Origin of the sequence: Aquirufa nivalisilvae, from assembly GCF_004307455.1 — a bacterium.
In the GTDB taxonomy this organism is placed as follows: Bacteria; Bacteroidota; Bacteroidia; order Cytophagales; family Spirosomataceae; genus Aquirufa; species Aquirufa nivalisilvae.
On sequence record NZ_SEWX01000003.1, the window covers coordinates 48,670 to 75,559 of the forward strand.

21 protein-coding genes are annotated in these 26,890 nt (G+C 38.3%); 9 read left to right on the forward strand and 12 right to left on the reverse strand.

Translation table 11 applies throughout. The features are described from left to right. Positions 1-18 precede the first annotated feature (18 nt). A complete protein-coding gene (locus EWU22_RS05455) occupies positions 19-906 on the reverse strand; it encodes a DUF4382 domain-containing protein (protein ID WP_130924731.1) in 888 nt (295 codons plus the stop codon). 141 nt (positions 907-1,047) lie between these two features. Here EWU22_RS05455 and EWU22_RS05460 point away from each other — a divergent pair, with 141 nt between their 5' ends. The 5 genes from EWU22_RS05460 to EWU22_RS05480 all read left to right on the forward strand — a co-directional run bounded on the left by EWU22_RS05460 (position 1,048) and on the right by EWU22_RS05480 (position 6,428). After that, entirely contained in the window at positions 1,048-1,785 is a 738-nt protein-coding gene (locus EWU22_RS05460) for a sulfite exporter TauE/SafE family protein (protein ID WP_130924732.1), read from the forward strand. Between the two features lie 491 nt (positions 1,786-2,276). Next, positions 2,277-3,155, forward strand: a complete 879-nt coding sequence (locus EWU22_RS05465; protein ID WP_109322341.1) for an aldo/keto reductase — start codon at positions 2,277-2,279, stop codon at positions 3,153-3,155. 57 nt (positions 3,156-3,212) lie between these two features. Further along, entirely contained in the window at positions 3,213-4,424 is a 1,212-nt protein-coding gene (locus EWU22_RS05470) for a sterol desaturase family protein (protein ID WP_231962745.1), read from the forward strand. Positions 4,425-4,520: 96 nt separating this feature from the next. After that, positions 4,521-5,096, forward strand: a complete 576-nt coding sequence (gene nudK, locus EWU22_RS05475) for a GDP-mannose pyrophosphatase NudK (RefSeq protein WP_130924733.1) — start codon at positions 4,521-4,523, stop codon at positions 5,094-5,096. Positions 5,097-5,204: 108 nt separating this feature from the next. Then, positions 5,205-6,428, forward strand: coding sequence for a L,D-transpeptidase family protein (locus EWU22_RS05480; protein ID WP_130924734.1), 1,224 nt, complete (start codon positions 5,205-5,207; stop codon positions 6,426-6,428). A 153-nt stretch (positions 6,429-6,581) separates the two neighbouring features. On the opposite strand, the gene EWU22_RS05485 is transcribed toward EWU22_RS05480, so the two are convergent. Both EWU22_RS05485 and EWU22_RS05490 read right to left on the reverse strand, forming a co-directional pair. Next, positions 6,582-8,015, reverse strand: coding sequence for a Gfo/Idh/MocA family oxidoreductase (locus EWU22_RS05485; RefSeq protein ID WP_130924735.1), 1,434 nt, complete (start codon positions 8,013-8,015; stop codon positions 6,582-6,584). Positions 8,016-8,186: 171 nt separating this feature from the next. Further along, positions 8,187-9,476, reverse strand: a complete 1,290-nt coding sequence (locus tag EWU22_RS05490; protein WP_130924736.1) for a purple acid phosphatase family protein — start codon at positions 9,474-9,476, stop codon at positions 8,187-8,189. Between the two features lie 164 nt (positions 9,477-9,640). Between EWU22_RS05490 and EWU22_RS05495 the strand changes: the two genes are divergently transcribed. Next, on the forward strand, positions 9,641-10,504 hold the full coding sequence (locus tag EWU22_RS05495) for a bile acid:sodium symporter family protein (protein WP_130924737.1): 864 nt from the start codon (positions 9,641-9,643) through the stop codon (positions 10,502-10,504). A gap of 114 nt (positions 10,505-10,618) precedes the next feature. Then, positions 10,619-11,968: a PhoPQ-activated pathogenicity-related family protein gene (locus tag EWU22_RS05500; RefSeq protein WP_231962753.1), complete on the forward strand. Its 1,350-nt coding sequence runs from the start codon at positions 10,619-10,621 to the stop codon at positions 11,966-11,968. Between the two features lie 68 nt (positions 11,969-12,036). Here EWU22_RS05500 and EWU22_RS05505 read toward each other — a convergent pair whose 3' ends face one another. Genes EWU22_RS05505 through EWU22_RS05515 form a run of 3 tightly spaced genes read right to left on the reverse strand, consistent with a single transcriptional unit; the run spans position 12,037 to position 14,954 of the window. Next, on the reverse strand, positions 12,037-13,200 hold the full coding sequence (locus EWU22_RS05505; protein WP_130924739.1) for a CPBP family intramembrane glutamic endopeptidase: 1,164 nt from the start codon (positions 13,198-13,200) through the stop codon (positions 12,037-12,039). Positions 13,201-13,202: 2 nt separating this feature from the next. Then, a complete protein-coding gene (locus tag EWU22_RS05510; protein WP_231962760.1) occupies positions 13,203-14,036 on the reverse strand; it encodes a sugar phosphate isomerase/epimerase family protein in 834 nt (277 codons plus the stop codon). 30 nt (positions 14,037-14,066) lie between these two features. After that, positions 14,067-14,954: a ThuA domain-containing protein gene (locus EWU22_RS05515; protein WP_130924740.1), complete on the reverse strand. Its 888-nt coding sequence runs from the start codon at positions 14,952-14,954 to the stop codon at positions 14,067-14,069. A gap of 120 nt (positions 14,955-15,074) precedes the next feature. Between EWU22_RS05515 and EWU22_RS05520 the strand changes: the two genes are divergently transcribed. Next, positions 15,075-16,112 carry a sodium:calcium antiporter gene (locus tag EWU22_RS05520; RefSeq protein ID WP_109322350.1) on the forward strand — a complete coding sequence of 346 codons (1,038 nt, stop codon included), beginning with the start codon at positions 15,075-15,077 and terminating at the stop codon, positions 16,110-16,112. Between the two features lie 33 nt (positions 16,113-16,145). On the opposite strand, the gene EWU22_RS05525 is transcribed toward EWU22_RS05520, so the two are convergent. From EWU22_RS05525 to EWU22_RS05545, 5 genes are read right to left on the reverse strand one after another with little or no spacing between them, the layout of a single operon-like run. Beyond that, on the reverse strand, positions 16,146-18,071 hold the full coding sequence (locus tag EWU22_RS05525; protein WP_130924741.1) for a c-type cytochrome: 1,926 nt from the start codon (positions 18,069-18,071) through the stop codon (positions 16,146-16,148). Between the two features lie 45 nt (positions 18,072-18,116). Continuing rightward, complete coding sequence (locus tag EWU22_RS05530; RefSeq protein WP_130924742.1) at positions 18,117-19,940, reverse strand: family 16 glycoside hydrolase; 1,824 nt, start codon at positions 19,938-19,940, stop codon at positions 18,117-18,119. Between the two features lie 52 nt (positions 19,941-19,992). Further along, entirely contained in the window at positions 19,993-20,319 is a 327-nt protein-coding gene (locus tag EWU22_RS05535; RefSeq protein WP_130924743.1) for a cupin domain-containing protein, read from the reverse strand. A 26-nt stretch (positions 20,320-20,345) separates the two neighbouring features. After that, positions 20,346-21,107: a sialate O-acetylesterase gene (locus EWU22_RS05540; RefSeq protein WP_130924744.1), complete on the reverse strand. Its 762-nt coding sequence runs from the start codon at positions 21,105-21,107 to the stop codon at positions 20,346-20,348. A 2-nt stretch (positions 21,108-21,109) separates the two neighbouring features. Beyond that, complete coding sequence (locus EWU22_RS05545; protein WP_109324967.1) at positions 21,110-22,033, reverse strand: bile acid:sodium symporter family protein; 924 nt, start codon at positions 22,031-22,033, stop codon at positions 21,110-21,112. Between the two features lie 258 nt (positions 22,034-22,291). On the opposite strand from EWU22_RS05545, the gene EWU22_RS05550 reads away from it, so the two are divergent. Further along, a complete protein-coding gene (locus EWU22_RS05550; RefSeq protein ID WP_130924745.1) occupies positions 22,292-23,896 on the forward strand; it encodes a beta-N-acetylhexosaminidase in 1,605 nt (534 codons plus the stop codon). A 127-nt stretch (positions 23,897-24,023) separates the two neighbouring features. Here the strand turns inward: EWU22_RS05550 and EWU22_RS13585 are convergent, their stop codons facing one another. Further along, the gene (locus EWU22_RS13585) at positions 24,024-26,867 is read right to left on the reverse strand and encodes a sulfatase-like hydrolase/transferase (RefSeq protein WP_130924746.1); all 2,844 of its coding nucleotides are present in this window, start codon (positions 26,865-26,867) and stop codon (positions 24,024-24,026) included. Between the last annotated feature and the right edge of the window lie 23 nt (positions 26,868-26,890).

Here is a 26,890-nt window from a genome sequence, read left to right on the forward strand (position 1 = left end):
TTGATCTAAACTTCTGAATTACAGTGCTATGTTCAAGGAAGTTGTTTTCTGACTTTGAACTACGATAGCACTAATCTGTTTTTCAACGGCTACTGCACCATTGGCATTTTCAGAAACTACAACTAAATCATAGCTGCCTGCAGCAAGAAAAGCTAACGTATACGCACCAGTAGAACTTACTTTGGTGCTAGAAATGGCATTGGCAAAACGAACATTTTCACCTGTTGGTTCCGCACTTTCACTCGCAGTATATTTGTCTTTCTCATACGTATAAATCACGTATTTTTTATCAGTAGCCAAATTACTCACTAATCCCGAGATCGTTCCCGATTGATTGTTTACTGCGATTTTAATGGTTGGATTTAAAATATAGGTGCTTCCATTTCCTGTTACGACAATGGATTTTCTCAAGTCGAAGTCGGCCGTAACTTCTACCACTCCATTGATTGGTACAGAAAAGTTTCCGTTTGCTTTATAGCCTGACGATGCGCCACTTGGTACAAATAGAGGCATTTTTTCACCAGTCAATAATTCGACATAGCATCCAGGATTGCTTGGATTATTGGTGCCCTTAGCTGGAGCATCTAATTTAAAGCGTAATCCCGTATAGTTTCCAGATTTTAAGGTATAATTACCCAGTAGGGATGTTTTCCCGTTTTGCAAATCTAGAATATTCACCACTTGTGGACTAGTAAAATCCGTGGCTGTTTCCCAAGAACCACCGCTATTTTGGTATTCTAATCCAGTGAAGGTTACATAAACGGCTTTGACATTGGCGGCATCAATTGGGGCATCCGTGACGCTGAGGGCTAGCTTTCCTGTACCATTACTAAGGTCATCGTTTTTACAGGAAACAAACAAGGCAGAAATGATTAAAAGTGCTGAGAGTTGATTAGAGAATTTCATTGTTTTATATGGTTTTAAAATTTATCTATTAACGTAAGTTAGGCTGTTAAATTTCATTAAAAAATGCTAAATTGTTCCAAATAAGGCATTTTTGAAGTCCAAATTGTGCCTTTTATCACCCAAAAAGTTTCATTCAAAGTCATGATGAGTTCACTGGTCGTTTTACTACTATTCTTGGCAATAATCGCATTTCTTTATTCATCGGTCGGTCATGGCGGGGCAAGTGGTTACTTGGCTGTGATGGCTATGATGGGTGTGGCACCAGCGATCATGAAACCCTCAGCCTTAGTGATGAACTTAGCCGTGTCCTTATTTTCATTTATAGGATTCTACCGAGCGGGACATTTTAAGTTTAAATTATTTTGGCCTTTTGCCATTGCTTCTGTTCCCTTGGCATATTTGGGAGGAACCATGACACTTTCGGATTCTATTTATAAGAAGATTTTGGCAATATGTATATTGATATCCATTTTTCGATTAATCTTCCAAATTCGCCAAGAACAAGAAGAAACTAAACCTATTTCTACTTTAGCCGGACTTGCTTCGGGTGGAGCTATAGGATTGATATCAGGTATGATTGGAATCGGGGGAGGGATCGTATTGACTCCATTGATGTTATTAATGCGGTGGGCCACTTTAAAGCAAACGGCAGCCGTATCGGCTCTATTCATTTTTGTTAATTCATTATCAGGTCTATATGGGCAACTCCAAAAGGGAGGAATTCAAGTGACAGATAATTTTCAATGGTCGGTAGCTGCTACGATTATTGGAGGACTACTAGGCTCTTATTATGGGAGCCAGAAGTTCAATGTACCTACGTTACGTTACCTCTTGGCCATCGGTCTTGTTATCGCAAGTGCCAAATTAATTTTCACTTAGGTCATTTGCGACATGAGTCATTTGGCCAATTAAATAGCCGATTTTCAATCGGTGTATGTTGGGACTAAGTATTTTTTATTCCCATTAGGCATTCTGCGCAATCAAAAAAATCAAACATTTTTTTTGAAAATAAAATTTTCAGTATACATTTGCATAATAATCTACTAAAAAGGTAGGGATTGTAGGGTAAAAAGAAGTTGATATACCTATCGTAGAAAATCAACGGATTTTCTAAGCCCTTTTAACGCCACACTATTACATGAGTTGGAATTTTACTGTTTCTCTATAATTCCATATTTACCCTTCCTGCCAGTATTGACTGGCAGGGGGTAAAGATTGGTCGGAATGAGGAAGTGGTTATTCTTTAGACTTGTATGGGGATTATCTAGATTAGCTCTTTTGTAAGGAGGAAACATAGTTTTTAATAATGGTTGAAGGTTATAAAACCGCCTTGTTATACGAGGTGGTTTTATTTTAAACATGACAAGCAAATGAAAAAAGTATATTTAAGTGATGCGGGTCCCAAGGTTTCACCAGCTATTTATGGTTTTTGGCGATGGAAGAGTGAACACGCTCAAATGGAGCGAATCGTTAGTTTATGCCTAGACCTAGGTATTAATACCTTTGATCATGCTGATCGATATGGCGATTATTCTTGCGAAGAGGTTTTTGGACAATTCATTCATCATAAAATTGTTAAGCGATCTGACATCGTTTTGTTCTCCAAATGTGGGTATAATGTGCCGAATCCATCGAGACCCGAATATCGGGTACCTCATTTTCAGACTTCTTCTACTCACATCATTCAATCCGTGGAAAATTCTTTAAGAAATCTAAAAACAGATTACTTAGACGTTTTTTTATTGGATTACTTGGATCCCTTGGCCGATTTGGAATCGGCGGCATTGGCCTTAGACAAATTGAAAAATGCGGGGAAAATCAAGAGTATAGGGGTATCGAATTTTACTGTGTACCAGCATCAGCTTTTAGAGGCATATTTGTCTTGCCCGGTTGTTTCCAATCATTTGCATATTAATCTATTAGATACTAGTGCGTTAGCTAATGGTTCAATTGATTATGTCAAACAGAAGTATATGAGACCCTTGGCTGTTTCTCCTTTGGCGGGCGGAAGAATCCAGTTGGGAACAGATCCTGCGGCTATACGTGTCAGGTTAAAATTAGAAGAAATTGCAAAAAAGTATGAAGCTGATATTGAATCAATTGCTGTAGCTTGGATTGTAAAATTAGGAGCATTACCCGTAATAGGTACCTTAGAGGAAAAACGAATTCGGAATATTGTGGATTCCTTTAAAATCAATTTAGACCATCAAGATTGGTATGAATTATATGAAGCTAGTAAAAATGGATAAAATCGGCTAGAGCGCTAGCCAAATGATTGTTGATCATGTTTTAAAATATACGACAAGATGATACAGATCAATTATTTAGCCTTTGCTATACCCTTATTTTTAGGTTTTATTTTGTTGGAATATGCTTGGTCTAGAAAGAGGGCTAAATCTGTCCATCAATTTGCTGAATCCATCGCCAATCTGAATGTTGGTATTGCTGAAAGGCTGACAGATTTATTGACGGCCGGTTTATTTTATTGGGTTTTCGAATGGATATATCAACACGGTGCTATTTTTCATGTTAGGGGAAACTTCATTACTTGGAATTTACTATTTCTACTAACTGATTTTATTTGGTATTGGTACCATCGCTGTGGACACCAAGTTAATCTGCTATGGGGTTTTCATGTAGTTCATCATCAAAGTGAAGATTTCAATTATACTACTTCCACGCGGATTACTTTATTGCAATCGATTGCCCGGGGTTTATTTTGGTCGATCTTACCTTGGATTGGATTTCCTCCCCACATGATATTTACTTTTTTATTAATTCATGGGACTTATCCTTTTTTTACCCATACTACTTTGGTAGGCAAGATGGGTTTTTTAGAATGGTTTATGGTTACACCTTCACATCATCGGGTTCACCATAGTAGCAATGACATTTATTTAGACAAAAATTTCGGGGATATATTGATCATTTGGGATCGACTGTTTGGTACGTTCGCAGAAGAAACAGAGCCGCCAGTTTATGGATTGACTAAGCCTCTAAAAAGTCATAGTTTTTTATGGCAACACTTTCATTTTTTGCTGGAAATGGCCTTAGCATTTATTTCTGCTACTAATGGGAAGGAACGTTGGAAAATTATTTTTGGGAAGCCTGATGACCTAGATCCCCAACTTAGAGAAGAAGGCGAAATGTTATTTCATATTCACCAAAGCAAGGGAGAATTGAATCTCAAACTGCAGAATTATATTTTGTGGACTACAGGTTTAACCATGCTAATCTTATTTTTTACCATTTTATTGGAGCAATATTTTACGATTGGCCAATTGGTTTTTCTCTCTTTTTGGGTTTTAATTAATGTTATTAGCACGGGAGCCATGTTAGAAAAAAAGGCCTGGGTGTTTTATTTAGAATATGCCAAAGTCTATATTTTAATGGGCCTTCTCGCTTTTTCTCCCATTTCCCAAGCCTTTATTTGGATCCTTTTAGCTTTTCTGGTGTGCTTAACTTGGTATATTAGACCCATCAAAGAGTGGTATGTTCACGTAGTTTTATCTGTTTAGTCCACCTGATTTTCCATTTGTCACATTTTCATTCATATCAGATGATTTCTCCTTTGAAAAAGCTTACTTACAAGCTTTTTAAGAATGAATCAAAACATGGCAAATATTCAAATTATAAAATCCGAGGTCCTTTCAGATAATTGGTATGTACTACGAAAAATAACCTATGAGTTTACGCAGCCCAATGGAACGGTTCAAGTGCATAGTCGGGAAGCTTATGATCGCGGGAATGGAGCGACCATTTTATTGTATAATAAAGAAGCGGGGACGGTTATTTTGACTCGACAATTTCGTTTGCCTACTTATGTTAATGGAAATCCAGACGGTATGATGATAGAAGCCTGTGCAGGATTATTGGATCAGGATAATCCGGAGGATTGTATTCGTCGGGAAACAGAGGAGGAAACAGGCTACAAAATTACTGAAGTACAAAAAGTATTTGAAGCTTATATGTCGCCAGGCTCTGTCACAGAAATCTTATATTTCTTTATTGCGGCTTATTCCAAATCCATGAAGGTGAGTGATGGTGGAGGCGTGGAACATGAACAAGAAAACATCGAAGTACTAGAAATACCTATTCACCAAGCAATGGAAATGGTACAGTCTGGGGAGATTAAAGACGCCAAAACCATGATGCTTTTGCAGTATATAAAACTTCATGGGATTTTGTAGAAATGATCCATTGGATAAAAAGGAGTTTACTCATTTGCCCATTAAAGGTAATTTCTAGCTTAGAAACGCGTATATTGGAAGGTTGTTATGGAGTAATGACGCTCATGTATGCGCTTATATCGAACTCGATTTTGTTTATTTTGGATATTCATCTTATTGTCGTCTGGGCTTAAAGCTCAAATAGAGTATCGTTGGCTGAGTAGGCCTCATGCTATCAAAAGTTTGGACAGCCTATTGCATCAGGCACCTAGCTTAGCCTTAAAAAGCAATTTTTATCCTCATGGTTTTCTTGATTCTTTGCTTCTAACACCAGCAAAATCTAAGTCTAGTAATGATTCTTTGGTGCTAGAAAAGCAAATTCAAAATTTGGCAACTTCCTTTTTTGAAGATTTGAGCTTTGGAAATCCAAGGCCAACATTTAAATTCCAAGGTTACCCATTTGAATTGAGGAAAAATGAAGTCGGTCTAATGCTGGATTCGTATTTAAAGAAACAGTCAATTGTAAATTTAGTTAATTATCTAAACAATTCATCTCCGGAAGTTAAATCCATTTTGGCGGTACTTTCATCCAATCAAGATAGTTTAGCTTCGAATCCAGCCAAAATAGCTCAATTGACTTTATCGGCCAACCATTATCGGTGGTTACATCATATTAGGAAAAATCTATTATTGACTGTGGTGAATATTCCTGCGGCTCAATTGAAAGTGTATCAAGGGAATCAAGTTGCCTTAAAAATGAAAGTGGTATTGGGCAGACCAGCCAGGCCCACACGTGTTTTAACCGCTCAAATTAAAAACCTGATTATCAATCCCAATTGGTTTGTACCTCGCAGTATTGCAACGGAAGAATTATTGCCAGAAATTCAAAAGAACCTAAGGTATTTTTATGCGAGTCATTTAGACCTTTTGGATAAAAAAAATCAGATAGTGGATGCCAAAACGGTCAATTGGAAAGCCTTAAGTAAAGATTATTTTCCATATTCATTCCGACAAAAAACGGGTGTTTGGAATACCTTAGGGATATTGAAAATCCCATTTGATAATCCTTATCGCTTATACTTACATGACACTTCAGAGAAGAAGTTATTTGCTTCTAACAAGCGATTTTACAGCCATGGTTGTATCCGCTTGGAAGACCCAATCCGATATGGGAAATTACTTTTAGGACCTAATTCCCGCGCGATGGATACCTTAAAGATTGATGGCCCATATTATAATATTCCTTCCAAATGGATCAAAGTCAATAAAGTTGCTCCGCTAATCATTTGGTATAATCTAATTGATTTTGACGAGAAGGGAGAGGTGCTTTATTTGGAAAATATATATAAATAGAGGTTGAGAATGGGGAATGTAGAATGAAGAATGTAGAATTTTCTTTTAAAGGAATATGCTACAGTTTATCAGATTTTGAGGAACAGGAAGATATATTAATTCTATTTTGAACTTAATTCTCCATTCTTCATTCTACATTCTTCATATAGGATGCTAAACCTTATAATACTGCTCCCAACCTTTTCTTGGAGCGGCGCCTTTTAATAAGGAATTGGCCAATGCATTGTTGGTAATCTGTTTGGTTTTTGGATCAAAAATCAATTTGGTATTTAATTTCTGTGCCATACAACCTAAGGAGAATACTTGACTTAAAGGACCAGCAATGGCAAATGGAGAACGAGTTTCCTCTTGTCCCATGCAGGCTTTTAAGAAATTGGCATAATGGTTCGAAGGACTTTTCGGTACTTCAGGTAATTTAGATGCCATATCCTTGGCTTGTTCTGGTGGGATAATGGATAAAGTACTTCCATGGGATCCACCTTTGAATGTTAAGTCTTTGGAATAAATGATTTTACCCGGATTCAATTTAGCAGGTTGTATTTTTCCATTACTTGCTGGCGGGATATTTGGGTCCAATTCCGTGACACCATATCCTTGAGGGACAGGAGGAATATTGTTGATACCATCATACCAAGTGATATCTACTGGAGGCATATTGCCTCTTTCTGGAAACTTAAATAATATCGTGGATGATTGCGGATAGAAATACGGATTATGACCATCGGCTCTCAACATATTTATTTCTGTAGGTAAGCCTAAGTCTAAAAATTGGTGAGCCGTATCAATAATATGTGCTCCCCAGTCGCCCAGAGCTCCTAATCCGTAATCAAACCAGCAGCGCCATTGACCATTAACAAAATCCTTATTGTAATCATGTGGCTGCGTTACACCCATCCAAATATCCCAATCTAAGCTACTTGGTATAGCTTCAGCAGGTGGGAAGCTCTTGATTTGGGTATTCCATCCATGCCAGCGACGAGCGGAATTCATATGAGCCGTAATAGCCGTTACATCCTTGATGATTCCAGCATCTTTGTAGGCCTTAAATTGAAAGTAATTAGCTTCTGAGTGACCTTGGTTACCCATTTGTGTTACCAATTTGGAATGCTTTTTCGCCGCTTTCATCATCAACTCAACTTCGTTGAAAGTTCTAGCCATCGGTTTCTCAACATACACATGTTTCCCTAGACCTAGGGCCATCATGGTAATGGCAAAGTGAGCATGATCAGGTACTCCAATGGCTACGGCATCAATTTGGTTGCCCATTTTGTCGAACATAGTACGGAAGTCCTGAAATCTAGGAACATCAGGAAATTTTTGAAGAACCTCCAAGGTTTGAGGAGCTCCCATGTCGACATCACAAAATGCAACAAAATTGGCCAAACCTGTTTTATGAAATGACATGACATCAGAACCCCCTTGGTTTCCAATCCCGATACAGGCTAAATTAACTTTATCACCCGCTTTTTTGGTCGGGATAAAGGAAGAATGCTTTTCTGAATTGGTCCAAATGTATGGAAATGCAGAGGCTGCGGCTATTAATCCTGTATTTTTCAGGAAGGATCTACGGTCTTGGTTTTCTTTCATAATGGCTTAGTTTATCCAAATATATCATTTATTGATCAATACCCATGCGGTATTATCAGGTATTTGGATTAACTATGAAAGGAATTTTGTGCTAATATTTACTGAAAAATAAAGGGAAAAAATAGGCTATTTCTCATGTGTTAAGTGCATCAAAAATAGCCTAATTCTCATTTATTTTTTTGTGATCGAAAATTGATCATGAATTTCACCATCAGAGCCTAGCCAAACAGCTTCTAATTTGGTCTTGGTGATATCCAAAATCATGGATCCACCTATCTTATTGTTTGAGTAAATGGCCGACTTTAAAGGATATCCATCTCTTTGTCCACCTAGCTGGCCACCTGATCCATTGACAATATAAATAACTCCTTGGCCATCTTTTCCTACTGCATACTGATTCGGAGCGGTCGTATTTTCAACAATATGCTTTGTTTCGTCAAAAGTAGCATTGATGCCATAATGTCCTCTCAAAGGATGGGTACGTTCATACACATGGCTATGCCCAGCCATTACAATATCTACTTTATATTTTTCAAACAATGGGTTTACATTTTGTCTCATTTTCACCATGTCTTTTTCCGTATCAGAATCATGTGAGCCTTTGGAATAAGGAGGTTTATGAAAATATACGATGGTCCAAGGTAATTTATTGGCTGCCAAATCTTTTTCTAACCACTCATATTGAGCTCCTTTTCCATCCATTACTTGTAGGCCTGAAGGCTCCATTAATTCAGAATCGATTGATACTAAGTGAACTTGGCCATAATTGACCGAATAGTATGACTCATTTCCTGAAGGGGTACCACCTAATTCACCTTGAACAGGCATGCTGAATATCTTGAAATAAGGAGGCTCTGATGGATCGTGCTTACCAGCATAATCATGGTTACCCGGAGCAGGGTATAAGTTTAAATTTTGGAAAAATTCATCTTGATAGATAGGAAAAACTTTCTTTTGGTATTCCTCATCTAAGCCTTTACTATAGGCATTATCTCCTAACCAAATCCAAGCGTCCGGTCGGTGGTCTTTGGTATATTTTACGATCGCATCTTTAACCTCTAATTGGTTTTTTGAACCAGAGCCAAAATCGCCTAATGCCCAAATACGTACGGCCTGCGTAGAACCCAATTTAGGTGCAGTCAAAATGTATCTTTTTTCTGAAGCCGCTTCCATGGTTTTATGATCACCAATGGTATAATAATATTTTTTGTTCGGTTTTAAATCCGAAATAATGACTTCGTGGTCTACTACTGCATGCTTTAGTTCAACTACTTTAGTTAGCTTCTTAGGGCTTTCGCCATAAATAACGCGACTATCTGTTGCTTGCTCAGTTCGCCAGCGAATGATACCTTGATTAGGGCTAACACTTTGTAAATAAGGTCCACGTATGATTTGTGCCGAGACTGAACTAAATACGAGGGTGAATAATAAAAGGAAGAAGAACGAAACGATTTTTTTCATGTTGTTGAATAGGTTTTTGAAAGCGCAATATTACTGATTAATATCAAAGCCAGATGAAGGGAAGGTAAAATTTTTGGAATACCTGAACGCCCTTTCTTTTATTAGAAATCAATCGAATGCAAATTTTTATTACATTAGTACAATTATTCTAAACCTAATCAAATATGCAAGCTAATTTTTTATCAGCTGTTCTACTTCCTCTTGCCTTATCCATCATCATGATGGGGCTGGGCCTTTCCTTACAATTGGAAGATTTTAAACGGGTTGTTACTTTCCCTAAAGCCGTTGTACTGGGATTGTTTTGTCAAATGATCTTACTGCCTGTAATCTGTTATTTTATTGCCTTAGGTTTTGGGCTTTCACCCGAATTAGCTGTTGGATTAATGTTATTATCAGCTTCACCAGGTGGTCCTACTGCCAACTTATATTCTCATATTTCCAAAGGTGATGTGGCATTGAATGTCACATTAACGGCTTTGAATAGCTTAATTTCCATATTTTCCATTACAATCATCGTGAATTTTGCCATGAAGCAATTCATGCAGTCGGATCAATATGTGCCATTACAATTTTCTAAAGTTTTGGAAGTGGTCATGATTGTGCTTTTACCTGTTTCTATTGGGATGATTGTTCGGTCCAAGTTTTCCAAATTAGCGGCAGCTCTAGATAAACCCGTGAAAATAGCTTCAGCCATTTTTTTAACGCTAGTGATCATTTTAACTTTATTAAAAGAGAAAAGCCATATTGTAGATGACTTTAAAGTGGTAGGATTAGCAACTTTGACTTTGAATGTGGCGAGTATGGCTATTGGTTATTTCGTGCCCTTGTTTTTTCAATTGGGCAAAAAACAAGCCATTGCTATTGGGATGGAGATAGGAATTCATAATGGGACTTTAGCCATCTTCATTGCGCTTACGGTTATTGGTAATAGTACCATGAGTATTCCTCCAGTTATTTATAGTCTTTTGATGTTCTTTACAGCAGCTATTTTTGGATATTTAGTCAATATTGGCAGAAAAAATGCTTAAGATTGTCGGAATTTGCTAGAATAGTTTACTTTTTGGAAAGTTTAATTAACTTATTCCGTTGATTTATGCTATTATTTTGTGTCGTGTTCAACCAATATACACGACATGAAATTTATGCGCTCTTTTTTGCTAACATCTAGCTTACTAATTGTTCTATTTAGTAGTGCTATTATAGCTCAAAAATCGAAAGTTACCCCAGAAACGGCTTTAACTTCCTACATTCATAATGGGGACGCATCTTATCGTTGGGAAGTAAGAGATTCTTCTAAAATTGGTTCAACTACGGCCTACCAGTTGATTTTAACTTCACAAAAATGGAGAGAATATACGTGGCGTCATCAATTGACAATTTTCGTTCCTAAGGAAATTAAATTTCAAGATGCCATGTTGTTTATTTCTGGTGGATCAAATAAAAATGAACAACCTAATTTAGTTGCGGATGAGCGTCTTTGGCCAATTTTAGCCAATATTTCTGATAAAAATAAAGCAATAGTTTCTCTAATCAGACAAGTTCCTAATCAACCGCTTTACGGAGATAAGACAGAAGACGAGTTGATTTCCTATACCTTACATCAATTCAAAGAAACCAAAGATTATACTTGGCCATTGTTATTTCCTATGGTTAAATCAGCGGTTAGAGGGATGGATGCCGTACAGGAGTTTAGTCAAAAGCGAATTAAAGCTAAGGTTGGAGGATTTGTGATTTCTGGCTTTTCTAAAAGAGGCTGGACTACCTGGCTGACTGGTGCTATTGATGATCCTCGGGTGAAGGCTATAGGGCCCATGGTAATCGATATGTTGAACATGCCAGCCACATTGGATTATCAGTTTAAAACCTACGGAGAATATAGTATACAAATACAAGATTATGTGAGTTTGGGTATCCCACAAGGGAAAGATACTCCAGATGGGAAGACATTAACCGCCTTAGTAGATCCTTTTTCATATCGTGCCAAATTAAAGGTGCCTAAGACTTTATTCATTGGAACCAATGATGAGTATTGGACAGTAGATGCAATCAAGCACTATTACGATCAAATTCCAGGTAAAAATATGATTCATTATGTAGCGAATGCAGGTCATGATTTAGCTGGAGGTAAACAAGCATTTGAAGCTTTAAGTGGATTTTTTGCCAATACCATTCAAGGAAGAGAATATCCTGTATGTACTTGGAATGCTAATTCGATAAAGGAGGGAGCTGAATTAAAGGTACAAGTAGCTACGCAAGATTTGGTTGATGCCACTTTGTGGGAAACGACTTCGATGGACCGTGATTTTAGAAATAACCTTTGGCTTAGTTCTCGTGTAAAATTGGAGAACTTGCCTAATTTGAAATTGACTCAAGCTTATCCTAAGAAAGGATACCAGGCCTTTTATTTGGATTTGAAATACAAAGACGCCTCTGGCGGAAATTATACCATTAGTACTCGTGTATTTGTAACAGATACCGAAAAGATTTTATAATAAACCTCTAACCTATGAAAACCAGTCAGGGCAGATGTCGAAAGATGTTTGCCCTGATTTTTTTGTGCCTATTTGATGGTATGTAATGAAAAGAGGAATTCGGAGCAGTTGACTAGACAATGAACCAATGCAGCATAAAACACATTTTTTGTCTTGATGTAAGTATATCCATAAGCCCATCCAGCTACACTCGCTAAACCTACAAATATCACGGAACCAGCATGGAAATGTACTAGACCAAAAAACATACTGGTAATAGCCAAGGAAGTATAGGTTCCAACTTTAGCCACCTGGTTTTTCTCCAAGAAATAAGCTCCGGCAAAAAGAACGATTGAGATTAGACCAGGAAACCAGAATAAGTCTTTATACATGGCATAACCTGTATAGAAACTAAGTATGGTAAATAATATGGCACCCCAGGTCCAATAGGCTTTCCAATTTGACAAAATAGCTATTTTCTTAGCTAATAAATTTTGAATAAGACCTCTGAAAAACAACTCCTCAAAAAGAGCTGTGCCAATATAAACCCGAATGAGTTCTCGTATGGCAGCTGGAATTAAAAGCCAAGCAAATCCTGCGAATGGTTGTGAAATGTTGAAGTTCCAGACAATTCCTGCGATGTAGACAAATCCTAAAAATGACAACCAAGAACCTAGTGCAACACCCAAATGTGACCATTTCCAAGTAGGATAAAAACCAACATCAGGTAGTTTTCTAACCACGACAAAAGAATAGGCCGCACCTAAAATCAGTATGATTTTTTGCACAGAACTAAATCCATCCGTATCGAAAGGAATATCGCTATTGCCTGGAAAATGAATGATGGTCGATGGAATGAGTATTAGTAAAAGGATGATTAAATCTGACCAGGAGGCTTCTTGTTTTGGAAATGCTAAAAATGCCAAAGTAGGGAATAAGTACAAGAAAAAATACAGTCCTGAGCTTCCGATGAACGGATTGATCCCATGAATTAAATAATGACTAGTGAGCAACAAAAATAAAAAGAGAGGAACCACGAGTGCCCTCTCTTTTTTTAGTTGATACATATCTTGCAGCTTTTCAACCACTGCGGGCCTTCCTAAGGTAAAGATGAAGGCATATAAAACAAGAAAATAGCCACTCGAAATCAGCAGTTCTTGGCTAGGGACATCTTTGTTTAAATAGAGAAATACAGCATAAAGTAATGCTGTCATGATGCCACCTTGTTGGATTGATTTCGAATAGCTGTTCATGATTATCCGATGAATTTTTGAATGTGATGGTAACTTTTCAGGATCAATTCTTCTTCTGTGGTATAGTTTTTACGCCAAATGCAGGCAGCAGGAAGTAGTGGAGTAAAGGCCTCTACTACTAACCAACCTTTGTAGTTCATTTTATCTAAACTTTCAAATACATTGGTCCAATGTACTTGACCTTCTCCTAGGGTAGCGCGTGTATTTTCTGACAATTGAAAATGACCTATTTCATCAGCAATACGGATCATCGCCTCACCCGTATTGAATTCTTCAATATGGGCATGGAAAGTATCAAACATAATTTTCACATGAGGATGATTGATTGATTTCACCAAACTATATAGTTGATCTGCAGAGCTAACCACGTAGTTTTCAAAACGGTTTAAATATTCTAAGCCTAGCATCACGTTCATTTTTTGAGCGTGCTCAGCTAAAGCCAGCATACTTTCTTTGGACCAGTCTAACTCTTGTTGGGTTGGCGCAGCTCCCGAAAATACACCTAAAGCAGAATGATAGGGTCCAGATAACCAGGAAGCTCCTAAATAAGCCGTGACATCTACTGCCTTTTTAAGAAAGTCAACCCCATTTTTTCGAACAGCAGGATCGGAGGAAATGGTATTGCGATCTGCCCCTAAAAAAGTTACCGTAAAAACTTCTAAACCTAGTCGGTCAATCTCCTCTTTCCACGGTTTCCAATAGGCTAAATCCGTTTCAAAAATTGGGATTTCAACGCCAGTATAACCGACTTCTTTGATGTAAGATAAGTGAGGAATGAGTGATTCATTCATGTCTGGTCCGTAAACCAACATGTTCATCGCAACGGGATATTTCATAAATAATGAGTGATTTAATACTTTAAATGATTATTTCATTCCTCGGTAAGGAACGTTAATGTCTAATTTTCCAGCCCAATTTTTTGGCACTTTTTTACCTAATTCCCAATGGATTGCATTGACAATCAATCGTTGGAATGCTTCCACGGAAAAGTCTTCAGGATGCCCCATTGTAGTGAAGAAAACGCGGCCTTTATATGGATTTACCCAAGTCCAGGCTATGGGCTGATCTTCTGCTGTTTTATCTGGATTAACAGCTTTACCCATTAAAAGCCATTCGGTACCTTTAGCAGGATAATCGGGTAAAACTCGGTATAGCCACGAACGTACATGGAAGTTAGGCGCAACTCCTGTTAAAATAGGGTGTTTACTAGCAGAAGGAATCACTGTGGCATCTGTACTCGCATTATGTCCATAGTGCGTATGCTTAGATTTTCCGCCCCAACCTGGAGGCGCTCCAAAGGTGGATTCTGCCCAAGCATTGTATGATTCTAATGGGTCTCCTTTGGGATAATTGAATGAGTGAGTTGTAGTACGGAAACCCATAACAGGTTTCCCTGATTTGACATAGGCATCAATCATGGCTACTTGATCAGCAGGTAATAATCTCCAACGAAGAAAAAACACAGCTAAGTCTGCTTCAGCTAAGACTTCTAATCCGGGAATATTCTTCTCGGCATTTTGATCGGGATATGATTTCAAAACCTTGGTCCGAAAGCCATAATTTTTTTCTAAGATATCGGCTAAAAGAGGTAATGTACTTTCACCACTATATTCATGATCACCAGCAACAAATACGATTAGTGGTCTTTTATCTTTTGACTTTTCTTTGAGAGGAGGAATAATTCCCCAACAAGTAATGGAAAATAGGCAAATTTGTAGGAGCACAATCAGCCCAATACGATGGTTAAATTTCATAGTTCCAATTTAAAAAGTGATTAAGCTGAATAATCACTTGAATAGGTTTGTGTATTATTCAAAACTAAATGATTTTTAACAAAACAATGAATACTTTAGCTAAAATTTATCAAAGGATACATGGACTTTAGTATTTTATCATCCATTGTTTTATTACTTATTTTTCTGACCTGTACAGTCGTCATTTGGATTGCAGGAGTAAAAATAACTCGGGCTGTTGATGCAATTACGACCTATTTTAATTTGGGAGAGGCATTTGGAGGGATGGTCTTTTTAGCGATTGTGACCAATCTACCGGAGATAGCAATTACGGTAGTGGCGGCCTATCACAAAGATTATGATATTGCTGTGAGTAATTTATTGGGAGGGGTAGCTATTCAAACGGTGGTGTTGGTTTTGATAGATGTGTTTGGGGTTGGGCGTTTGGCTCCTTTAACTTTAAAGGGGCACTCTCGTGTATTGATTTTAGAAGGAGTGGCCTTGATCATGATTTTAACTTTGGTCATGATGGCCAAGCAATTTCCATCTCAAATCTTGTTTTTTAGGACCACTCCCATTGAGTTGCTCATTTTATTTATTTGGTTAGGGTCAATCTTTTCAATTTCACGACTGGCCAAATCGGAAGGGTCTATTAAGGAAGATAAAAATAGTTTATCCCAATTGCGTCATCCTAAATCACCGTTTAGAGGAGGTATTCAATCTGCCATCTGGGTTTTAGTCATAGGAGCAGTACTGACCTTAGTGGCTGGTTGGGCCTTAGAATACTCGGGTGAAATATTGTCCAAACGTTGGCATGTCAGCGGTGTTCTTTTTGGGGGAACCATATTAGCATTAGCTACTGCCTTGCCTGAAATATCCACAGGTATTGCGTCAGCCAAAATCCGAGATTATAATATGGCAGTTAGTGATATTTTCGGAGGAAATGCCTTTTTACCCGTTTTGTTTTTAGTGGCATCGATCATCAGTGGAGAAGCGGTTATTCCGACCTTAAGTAATTCAGATATGTATTTGACGGGATTGGGTATTTTACTTACCTGCATTTATATGGTGGGGATGGTGCTCCATTCTAAGCGACAAGTATTTCGAATGGGGGTGGATTCACTCTGTGTGCTGCTAACCTACCTTGTTGGATTGATTGGCTTGTGGGCCATAGCATAAAAAAAGAGGTGCCTGAGCACCTCTTTTGATAGATTATTTATTGCTTAATGCTTGTATCCAAGTAGCGATTTTCTCTAAATCTTTCTGTGGTACATGACTCATAGGTGCCATGGGTGTGGCAAAGTCAGGCCAATTTTGAGGTTTAGGCTCTTTAATCAAAGCGATTAATTGAGCTACACTGTATTTTCTTTTTGCAATTTCTGTGTAGGCTGGACCTACTGCTCTCTCATTGACTTTGTGACAAGCCAAACAAGTATTTTTTGTTAACAGTGCCATAGCTTCTTTGTCTGAAACCACTTGTTTAGCAGCCGTTTTCTTGGGCCCTGCTTCTTTGGTTTGGTTATCAGGTGTATTGGCCTTGTCGCCCGCATCAATCACATCTTTGGATGGCTTACGCTTTGGAGTGACTAAAGGAATGTTGGCTTTTTCTCCTGAAGGAATCTGGTTTAAGGTGTAATAACCACTAGCATGAAGTAATGGAATATTTTCTTGAGCTGATAACACACCATCTGGTTTAATGGCATGAACATATCCTTCACGCATTCCATCAATCACCAATCGAACACGTAATCCATCTTCACTCAATTTGGCTCCTCGCACAGCATTGTCCTTGCGGTTTACCATAGGGCTACCATATACAGGATGGTATTTATAAGTATAATTAAAGACTTCATAATTGTTTACGTCTTCTGCCAACTTCTTGTTAGCAGGCTGTGTAAATTCAATTTCAAAACCATCAACCATTGCACGAATAGCTTTCATTTCAAACGGAGTTTTTCCCGTGTAAACTAAGCGCTCTAATCCATAATCTTCTGAACCCACTGAACCCCAACCACGGTTGGTTCCGCCAACTAGCATTTGTTGATCTTTGCCCCATGCCATACGTAAAACTCCCGAACGAAAGCCAGAGCGAAATTCAAAACTTGCTCCTTGGTATTTGCCGTTGATCTTTTCCAAGAATACACGAGCAATTTTGGACATCCCTTGGTCTCCTACAAAAACTTGCCCAGCAAATGGACCAAATGCTCCTTTGGTTTCATCTGTAATTATTTCAGAGGTAGAAACTCCCATGATACCATGAGGCAACCACACAGCTGGAGATTTAATGCCCATGTTGGGATAGGTTTTTTTACCTAATTCGTAAATGGTTGTCATCGCTTCTTCCTTTACGTATTCTGGCTTCACGAAAGGATTGTCTTTGGGATCTACTTGAGCAAAGACCATTTCTTTTCTCATTTTTACAGGAGATTCGGGACGATCTGCCCATTTCAAAGAAGCTGGGTGACCTAAGAAATCCCCTTTTTCTACATGAGAAATGAAACCTGAGCCTTGCCAATCCCCTTGGTTATCTCCATAGAAAAATTCTCCATCGACCATACCAATTCCACATGGGGAGCGCATCCCAGCAGCGAAAGGCTCCATTTTTCCATCTGGGGAAATTTTCATAGTCCAACCTCTCCAAGGAACTAAGGATTTTCCAGCCCACCAGTCGCTATTACCAAAACCTACGTTTCCTGTAACGTAAAATGATCCATCTGGTCCAATTTTTGGACCGAATGAATATTCATGATAATGGCCTGAGATGGGCCAAGAGTAAACGGTTTGGTATTTGTCTACTTTACCATCTCCATTTTGGTCAACCAATTTGGTTAATTCACCTCGTTGGGCACAATACAGGTAACCATCTTTATAAGCAAGTCCTAATATTTCATGTAAACCACTGGCAAACTTACGGTAGGTAGGTCTTGATGATAAATAGTTTTCAATGATGTACACATCACCACGACGAGTAGAAACAGCTACATCACCATTGGGAAGACTAACTAAACCTCCCACTTCTAAGGTAATTCCTTCGGGAATTGCCATACGTACTATTTTATAATAATCATTTTCGGTCGGAGCTTTTTGTGCTAAAACCGTTTGACAGCATAGTAAGCCTAGTACGAAGCAGGCTTTCATGCTATATGTGAATCGTTGTATGTTCATGACGTATATTCTGAATTTTTACCAAAGAATGGAGTAAGTGATTTTTTCAGCAAGAGGAAGTACCAAAACTTGTCCGGTAGCCGTGGTGCGAATACTCGCTTGTGGGGCTTGGATATAGTAGCTTTGACCATTAATGGCATATAAATCGTTTCCTAGAGATTGGATTGATTTAGCTGAAACTACTTTAAGAGAAGCCTCGGCATTTGGTTTTTTGATGCTTAAAGTTCTCTGAAGGTATTTGTTTTCTATTACTCGAATTTGATCCCGAATTTGAGAACCAAAAATTTCATATTCAAAAGTGGGTAACTCTTGTTCATCTACTTCATATCCCCCAATTTTGAAACCAGCCGTTTCCGAGATGCTGTCGCTATCTTTTTCTAAATCAGCAGTTTTCACTACCAAAGGACTAGAGCCTAGACTTAACACTGGACCTCTTGGTCTGGATGAACCATCACCTCGGTTGTCCCACATGGGTGTTGTGTCCAAAAAGTCGCCCTTCCAGATCTGAGCAATTGCCCCATTATCCAAATCATAGGTATAATGTAAATGAGCAGGATTGCCCACGTTCACCGAGTGTACCAACCTTTTGCGGGCATCATTTTGTTGTATATCGACAAATGAACGCAATAAAGTAGATTTAGGAGCATCCAATAAAATAATATCTGAAGGGCCATTCCCTAAAATAAGTGTGGAAGAAGGGTGTTGAAAATTGACCATTCGGAAATTAGGACCTTCTATGCCCAAACCTAACATCGGACTCATGTCGGCATCATTTTTATAATAAGTGATTTTGACTGAAGAGTTTCCTGCAGGTAGTTCTACTTCCACATTTTTCTTTCTTCTGTTGGAATATATTGTATCTGATGCCACCATTTGACCATTCACTTGCAAAGTATAATTACCTGCACTGACAAGCTCTAGGTTGTGCTTACCAGCTTTAGGGACGTTTAAGCTAGCTGTGAAAACAGTAGCAAATTCATCATTGTTTTTACTGGCATTCCAGGCTAATTGAGCTTGAGTACCGCTAGCATTGGGCTTTTTGCTTATAAAATCTTTGGGAGATTTGAATTTGCCATAAAAAACTTGGTAGTTAACGGGGCTTAGACTAGTGGCTTGACCGTCAAAATCTTTGATTTTTAGGTTTTTGAAGGCTACTGCACCGTGGTCTCCTTGAATCATGATAGGTCCACGTGCTACCTCTTTTTCAGAAATAGGACCACCAGTTGGGCCACTTAATTCGACATTTTCATGTAAAGTGTAGCCGTTCAATTTGATGAAAAGTACTTTGGCATTACTGATTTTATTTCCTTGGGCATCAAATTTGGGTGCTTGGAATGAAATTTCCATATGCTGCCATAAACCCGGAGCTAAGCAAGCATTAACTCGTGGGGCGTGGCCTTCATATAAGTACTCTTGAGGGATGAATTTTCTTCTTTTGTAAATACCTCCGCAATCCCCTGTGCTTGGATTTTGAACACCCCAGCTGTCCATTAATTGAACTTCATAGCGACCTTGTAGATAAAAACCAGAGTTCGAGTGACTAGCCATCATGAAGTCAAACTCCACATCCATGTCGCCATATTCTTTGGCAGAGATTAAATTAGCTCTGTTTTGAGGTTCTGGTAAGTTGACTAAAATGCCTTGTCCAGGCTGAGTAGTCATGAATTCTTTTTTGTTTAAATCGGCAGAGACTTGACCAGCAATTTGCCAATTGTTTTTACCATTGGATTTCCAAAATCCGAGGTCTTGAAAAGAAACGGGTTCTTTTTGGGCAAGCATTCCAAATTGGATAAATAAGCTGCCAATTCCCAAGAGCCTTGAGAAAAATGTTTTTTGTTTCATAGATGTTTAATGCTAAAAAAAAGAATGGTAAAGGTACGTGTTTTGGTCAATTTTATAAAAAATCCTCTCTTGCGGGATTGAAAACATCAATGAGCTCTCCATCTTCGAGGCAGATTACTCCGTGAATTTCATGGCTCGGGACAAAGTAGACATCACCGGCTTGAAGTATTTTTTTAACGCCTGAAATACTAACCTCAAATTTTCCTTTAGAAACGTAGGAGGCTTGCGTATGAGGATGATGGTGCAAAGTACCAATGGCACCTTGTACAAAATTGACCTTGACCAACATCATTTGATCATTGTGAGCCATGATTTTTCGTTGAATTCCTGGTTCGATGTCTGACCAAGGTATCTCCTGATCTTGAATAAGTGTTTGCATGTATAAATTGATAGAATGGAAAGATTTTAGGGTAATTGCTGCATAGCCAAAGCATATCTTTTGCCTAGCTCAGTTGCTGACCAACTGTCGAAATGGATATGATCGCTTTTGGCATTCAAATTTTGTGCTGAAACTAAAGCAATGTGCTTGGCAGGAACATGGAAAGAGCTTAGTAATTGGTTGAAATCCTGGTAGTTTTGATTAAAATAGCCTAATTCTCCCAATACAAATGGTAAGTTTGCTTGTTGGGTTATCTTTCTAATCTGAGCGATTAATGCGTTTAATTTTTCTTCATACCCAACTCTTTTACTTATTTCTGAATCACTTTCACCTTGATGCCAAAGTATTCCTTTGATAACTCCGAGTTTTTGGGCTGCTAAAATTCGTTGAATTGCATCATCCAATGGATGGGTTTTTGTGGCTTCATCGTAGCCGTTGATTACCCATGAATTGATGGATGATCCACCCACAGCACAGGGAACTAATCCAATTTTTACTGTTGGAGATTGCTTGGTCATTTCGATTCCAAAGCTTAAACCAGGTCCTACGCCCACAATACTGGGTTTGTCAAAATGCATTGGATGTTTAGCTTGAATAAATTGATTTTGAGCATTGAGCATCCAAACCCTATCATGATGTTGAGATGCGTAGGGTTCTACCATTTCGCCACGTCCAGCCATATTGGATTGGCCCATTAAGATATATATATGAAAATTAGGATCAGGTGATGATTGGCTCCAAAGTGGAAAACTCAGGAGGCTAATGAGTAAAATGGAAATGTATTTCATGGTTATTTGTTTTTCCAATAATTAGCTAATGTGGAACCATTTATGTTCATCAATGGGCCAAAAATGGCTGCCGGTAAACCCAAGGTGGCCACTTTCCCCATGGCCATAGCTAGGCCAGAAGCTAGTCCTGCATTTTGTAAACCGACCTCGATGGCAATGGTTCGACAATCCTTTTCGGGCAAGCCAGTGGCACGACCACCCCAATAACCCAAAACGAAACCAATGGTATTATGAAGTAAACAAGCAAGAACCAACAAAGGACCTACGGAAAGTAAAGAGTTGCGGCCATTTGCCGTAATAATGATGATGATAAATGCGATACTTATCATGGAAATAAGAGGTAATTGTTTTTGAAACCAAGTCCATCTTTTGCCAATCAGTTTATTGTAAATGACACCTAAAACAATGGGAATTAAGATAAGCTTTGAGATTTCCCAAACCATATCCCAGAAATGTATTTCAATTAACTGACCTGCTAGGGTCTTCATTAGGAAAGGAGTAAGGATAGGCGCGAGAAAAGTAGCAATGGAGGTTAAGGTCAATGACAAAGCCACATTCGCTTTGGCTAAATAAGACATCACATTGGATGCCAATCCACAAGGCATACTTCCTACTAAGATGATACCAGCGGCTATTTCTGAGGGGAAATCAAAGACTTTGGTTAAGCCCCAGCCAACCAGAGGCATGATACTAAAATGCAAAAAGACTCCCAATAAGACGGCTTTGGGTGATTTTAATATTTCTTGAAAATCGTGAATACCCATGGTAGATCCCATCCCAAACATAATAAGTTGGAGTAGGGGAATAATGAATATTTTGAATTGAATGCCACCAGCTCCAAGAAAAGGACTAGGGTAAATCAAGGTAATGATAACAGCTATGATAATCCAAAATGAAAAGGATATGCCACTGATTAATTTTTTCATAGTAGGTGTATAGACAAAGCAAATATACAATTTCCTAGAATGAATTAAAGAGGCTTTTTTTCAACGCTGTCAAGGTTCAAAACCTTGACAGCGTTAGAACGAATGGGCATTTAATTTTATTTCAAGGGACTACCATCTTATCAACCTCTTGATATTTTTTTGCGTTTAAATTTCATCCAAATTCCTAAAAATGGAACAAAGACTTTTCAATTTAAAAGGAAAAGCTATCTTTGCTTCCTTCCAACCAACCTATTCATTATGAAATCATTCTTTTGGGGCCTTTGCGCCTTAATTCTTTGCTTTAATTTACAAGCCCAAGAATCATATCAGTTAATTCCCAAGCCAGCTAAATTGACTCCTGTACCGGGGAAATTCCTTTTTCAAAAAAACACGGTCATAACTTTAAGTACACAGGATGAAAGTTTCAATGCTGTGGCAACCATGTTGAAAGATCAAATCAGTTTATCTTCAGGTCTAAATCTTGCAATTAAGTCAGGATCAGCTAGCTCAAAAGGTATAGTTTTTGTTCAAAATGCAAGTTTAGGAGATGAAGCATATCGATTAAACATTTCGACAAAAAAGATTGAAATTCAAGCTAAATCGGGGAAAGGCGCATTTTATGCTTTACAAACATTATTTCAGTTGATGCCTGCCCAAATTTATTCGAATGTCACTTCAAGCAATGAATTGACAGCACTAGCTTGTCAGATTGAAGATGCTCCACGTTTTTCTTATCGCGGAATGATGTTGGATGTTGGCCGTTATTATTTTCCTGTGAGCTTTATCAAACGTTTTTTGGATTTGATGGCCGTATATAAATTAAATACTTTTCATTGGCATTTAACGGAAGATCAAGGATGGAGAATTGAAATTAAAAAATACCCCTTGTTAACGAGTGTAAGCTCTGTTCGTAAGGAGACGATGGTAGGTCATTATCGAGATCAAAAATTTGATAATAAACCTTATGGCGGTTTTTATACTCAAGATGAAATCAAGGAAGTAATTGCCTATGCCTCGAAAAAATTCATTACGATTATCCCCGAAATTGAAATGCCAGGTCATTCTCAAGCGGTATTGGCAGCATACCCTGAATTAGGTTGTAACCCTGACAAAATATATCAAGTCGCTACTAAATGGGGAATATCAGAAGATGTATTGTGCCCAAGAGAAGAGACTTTTACATTTATGGAAAATGTCTTGACGGAGGTAATGGCTTTATTTCCAGGTCAATATATCCACATTGGAGGAGACGAGTGCCCTAAGAAACAATGGAAGGAGAGTCGTTTTTGCCAAGATCTAATCAAAAAATTAGGATTGAAAGATGAGCATGAGTTGCAAAGCTATTTTATTCGTCGAATCGACAAATTCGTTACTTCCAAAGGCAAGAAATTATTAGGTTGGGATGAAATTTTAGAAGGGGGATTGTCTCCAAATGCCATGGTAATGTCATGGAGAGGAACCAAAGGAGGCATTGAAGCAGCCAAACAAAATCACGATGTAGTGATGTCGCCTAATAGTTTTTTCTATTTAGACTATTATCAAGCTGATCCTAAGACTCAGCCTTTAGCTATTGGTGGAAACTTAACTTTAGCTAAATCTTACTCTTTTGAACCCGATCTTCCAGAATTGACAGCAGAGGAAGCCAAGCATATTGTAGGTATTCAGGCAAACGTATGGACTGAATATATTAGCACTCCTGCTTATGCGGAATATATGACATTCCCAAGGGCTTTGGCCTTATCTGAAATTTCTTGGTCTCCAAAACAGCCAAAAGATTACGATGATTTTCTTCGCAGAGTAAAGGGGATATTACCGGGTATGGATGCGCTTAAAATCAATTATTGTCCTGTGGGATTGAAATAATTAAAAATTGTTGGTTTTTTCCTAAACGTCGTCAAGGTTCCAAACCTTGCCGACGTTGATTTTTTATAGGTCCTGATTTTTTTTCATTCAAAAAACCAACGAATGAAATCTGACATTTATTTCTCAATTAATTGATAATCTCCCAATCTGGAATTTTTGCTGAACGATGTTCGCGTTGGAGGATGGCATCCAGCTGAGGAATTAATTCAGGGTGTTGATCTGCTACATTATTCTTTTCAAACGGATCTTTTTCTAAATCATAAATCTCCCATGGAGCTTGCTTATTTTTCTTTAAGTTGGATTTAACCCCTTTCCATTGTTGAATTCGAATAGCGACTTGACCTGTCTTTTCTGGAAATTCAAAATAGATGAAAGGCCTCTGTTTCTGTTCTCCTTTCTTTAAGATACTGGGTAAAAATGAGATTCCATCGGTATCAGCAACTTGTTGACCTGTTAATTCTGCCAAAGTAGCCATCATATCATATTGAACAGATGGGAGTGCATTAATCTGACCTCCAGGAATTACTCCTGGCCAAGCAACAATCAAAGGTTCTCGAATTCCACCTTCATATACATCTTGTTTACGCCCCCTTAAACCAGCAGTGCTTTGGAAGAATTCAGTATCCACTCCACCTACATCAAATGTGGCTCCATTATCAGAAGAGAAAAATACGATGGTCTGACTATCAATTTTATGTTTTTTCAAGGCCTCTATGAGTCGACCTACTTGAGTATCTAAATAACTTATCATGCCAGCATAGGTGGCCCTTGGATGGGCAGTGGGCGTATATCCTTTTTTACCTAAATAGGCACTATCTGGGAAAGCTCCCAAGTATGGCTTGACGGCTTCATCAGGTGCTTGTAATGACAAATGAGGTAGAGGTAACGGTAAATAGAGAAAGAATGGACGGTGTTTGTTTTTTTCAACAAAGTTCAATGCTTTGTCCATCATTTTATCCACCACATATTCTTTCCCTTGAAACTGCTTGAAATCAACATCTGCTGGAGCTCCTTTTCCTTGAAATTGGTGAACCTGGATGAATTTATTGTTCAGCGTATCCCATTTTCCATTCTCCCATAAATGAGTGGTATAATAATTGTGAGCTTGTTTTTGATCCAATAACCCATAAAAATAGTCAAAACCATGAGCATTGGGATTCCCCGTTCCATTGGCCATTCCTAATCCCCATTTACCGATAGCTGCCGTTTGATAACCCGCGTTTTTCATCAAAGTTCCAATGGTAAAAGTATTGGCTTCCAAAGGCATTTGACCTCTTTCTGTTTCATCTGTAAAACCTCCTAATTCATGATTTCCTCGGATTTGGGAATGGCCAGCATGTTTACCCGTTAGTAACATGCATCGTGCAGGCGCACATACAGGTGCGGAAGTATAATGCTGGGTAAATTTAATTCCTTGTTTAGCTAAGGCATCTAAATAAGGTGTTTTAATGATTTTTTGACCATAGGCACCTAATTCACCATATCCTAAATCATCCGCATAAATGTAAACCACATTGGGCTTTTTGAGATGACCAATTTCCCGATTTTCTTTTCCTTTTTTTTGTGTTAAATCATCTCCTAACTCCTCACGTGCCAGAACTGCCAAAAGTAAAAGTTCTTTTACTTTTTCTGGATATTTTGCTTGTACATCATAGCGTTCTCCTGGATCTCTTCTTAAATCATACAGGCCTTGAAGGATAGAAGCATTTTCATTCACTTGACCCGCTAAGCCATCATTGGCAGGAAGGAAACCTTCATAAGTTCTTCCAGGATGAGGTAAAACCAATTTCCAATCCCCTTTTCTGACAGCCTCTAAGTTGTTTTTGCGGTAATAATATAGAAAATCTTTCCTAGGCTCAGCTTGCTTGTCACCTTGTAATATTGGCCAAATACTTACCCCATCAATCTTCTTTTTAGGAAGTTTAGCATGTGTCACTTGAACGATGGTGGGCAGCACATCAATCGCAGCTGCCAATTTGTTGGAAATTTGACCAGCCTGAATTTTTCCTTTCCAATAGGCAATGAAAGGGACTCTTTGTCCACCTTCAAACGAAGTGCCTTTCCCTTCTCTAAGTCCATTCGTGGAACCTGCATGATTTCCATAATTTATCCAAGGACCATTGTCGCTGGTGAAAATGACTAAGGTATTTTCTTCCAAATGATTTTTTTTCAAGGTGTTGATAATTTCACCGATCGACCAATCCACTTCCATCATCATGTCTCCATAAAGTCCTTGTTTGCTTTTTCCTTGAAAAGCTGGAGATGCCGCAATAGGAACATGGGGCATGGAATGAGGTAAATAAACAAAAAATGGCTTGTTTTTATTTTTCTCAATGAATTGTACCGAACGCTGCGTCAAAACCCGAGTGATTTGTTCTTGATCTTTTAGATTTCTCAAATAGATACTAGGTTCATTTCCATCATAAATGGAAAGTATGGGCAAGTCTTGCTTATAAGCTCCTGGTTTTGTGATTGGATTTCCTTCTAAATCCACTGGCCACATATCGTTGGAATAGGGAATACCTACATATTCATCAAAGCCTTGTTGCTTAGGTAAAAACTCTTTTTTATCTCCCAAATGCCATTTCCCAAACATCCCAGTTGCATAACCTTGATCTTTCAAAATTTCAGCAATGGTCTCTTCATCAGGATTTAGGCCAACTGGGGAGTTGGGGAATAAAGCCCCTGATATCCCCACACGATTGGGATAGCACCCTGTTAAAATACCTGCGCGAGAGGCACTACATACAGCCTGAGCAGATAGATAATTGGTAAATCGAATGCCTTGATTAGCCAATTTATCAATGTTGGGCGTTTCATATTGGAGGGCACCATAGCAACTCAAATCTCCATAACCCAAATCATCCATCAGAACTAATATGACGTTCGGTCTTTTGAACTTAGTGGCTTGGGAAAAACTACTAAATGTGCTAAAAAGGACGACAAAAGTAAATAGCGTGATCTTCTTCATAAACTAGGTTTAGTTTCCGAATT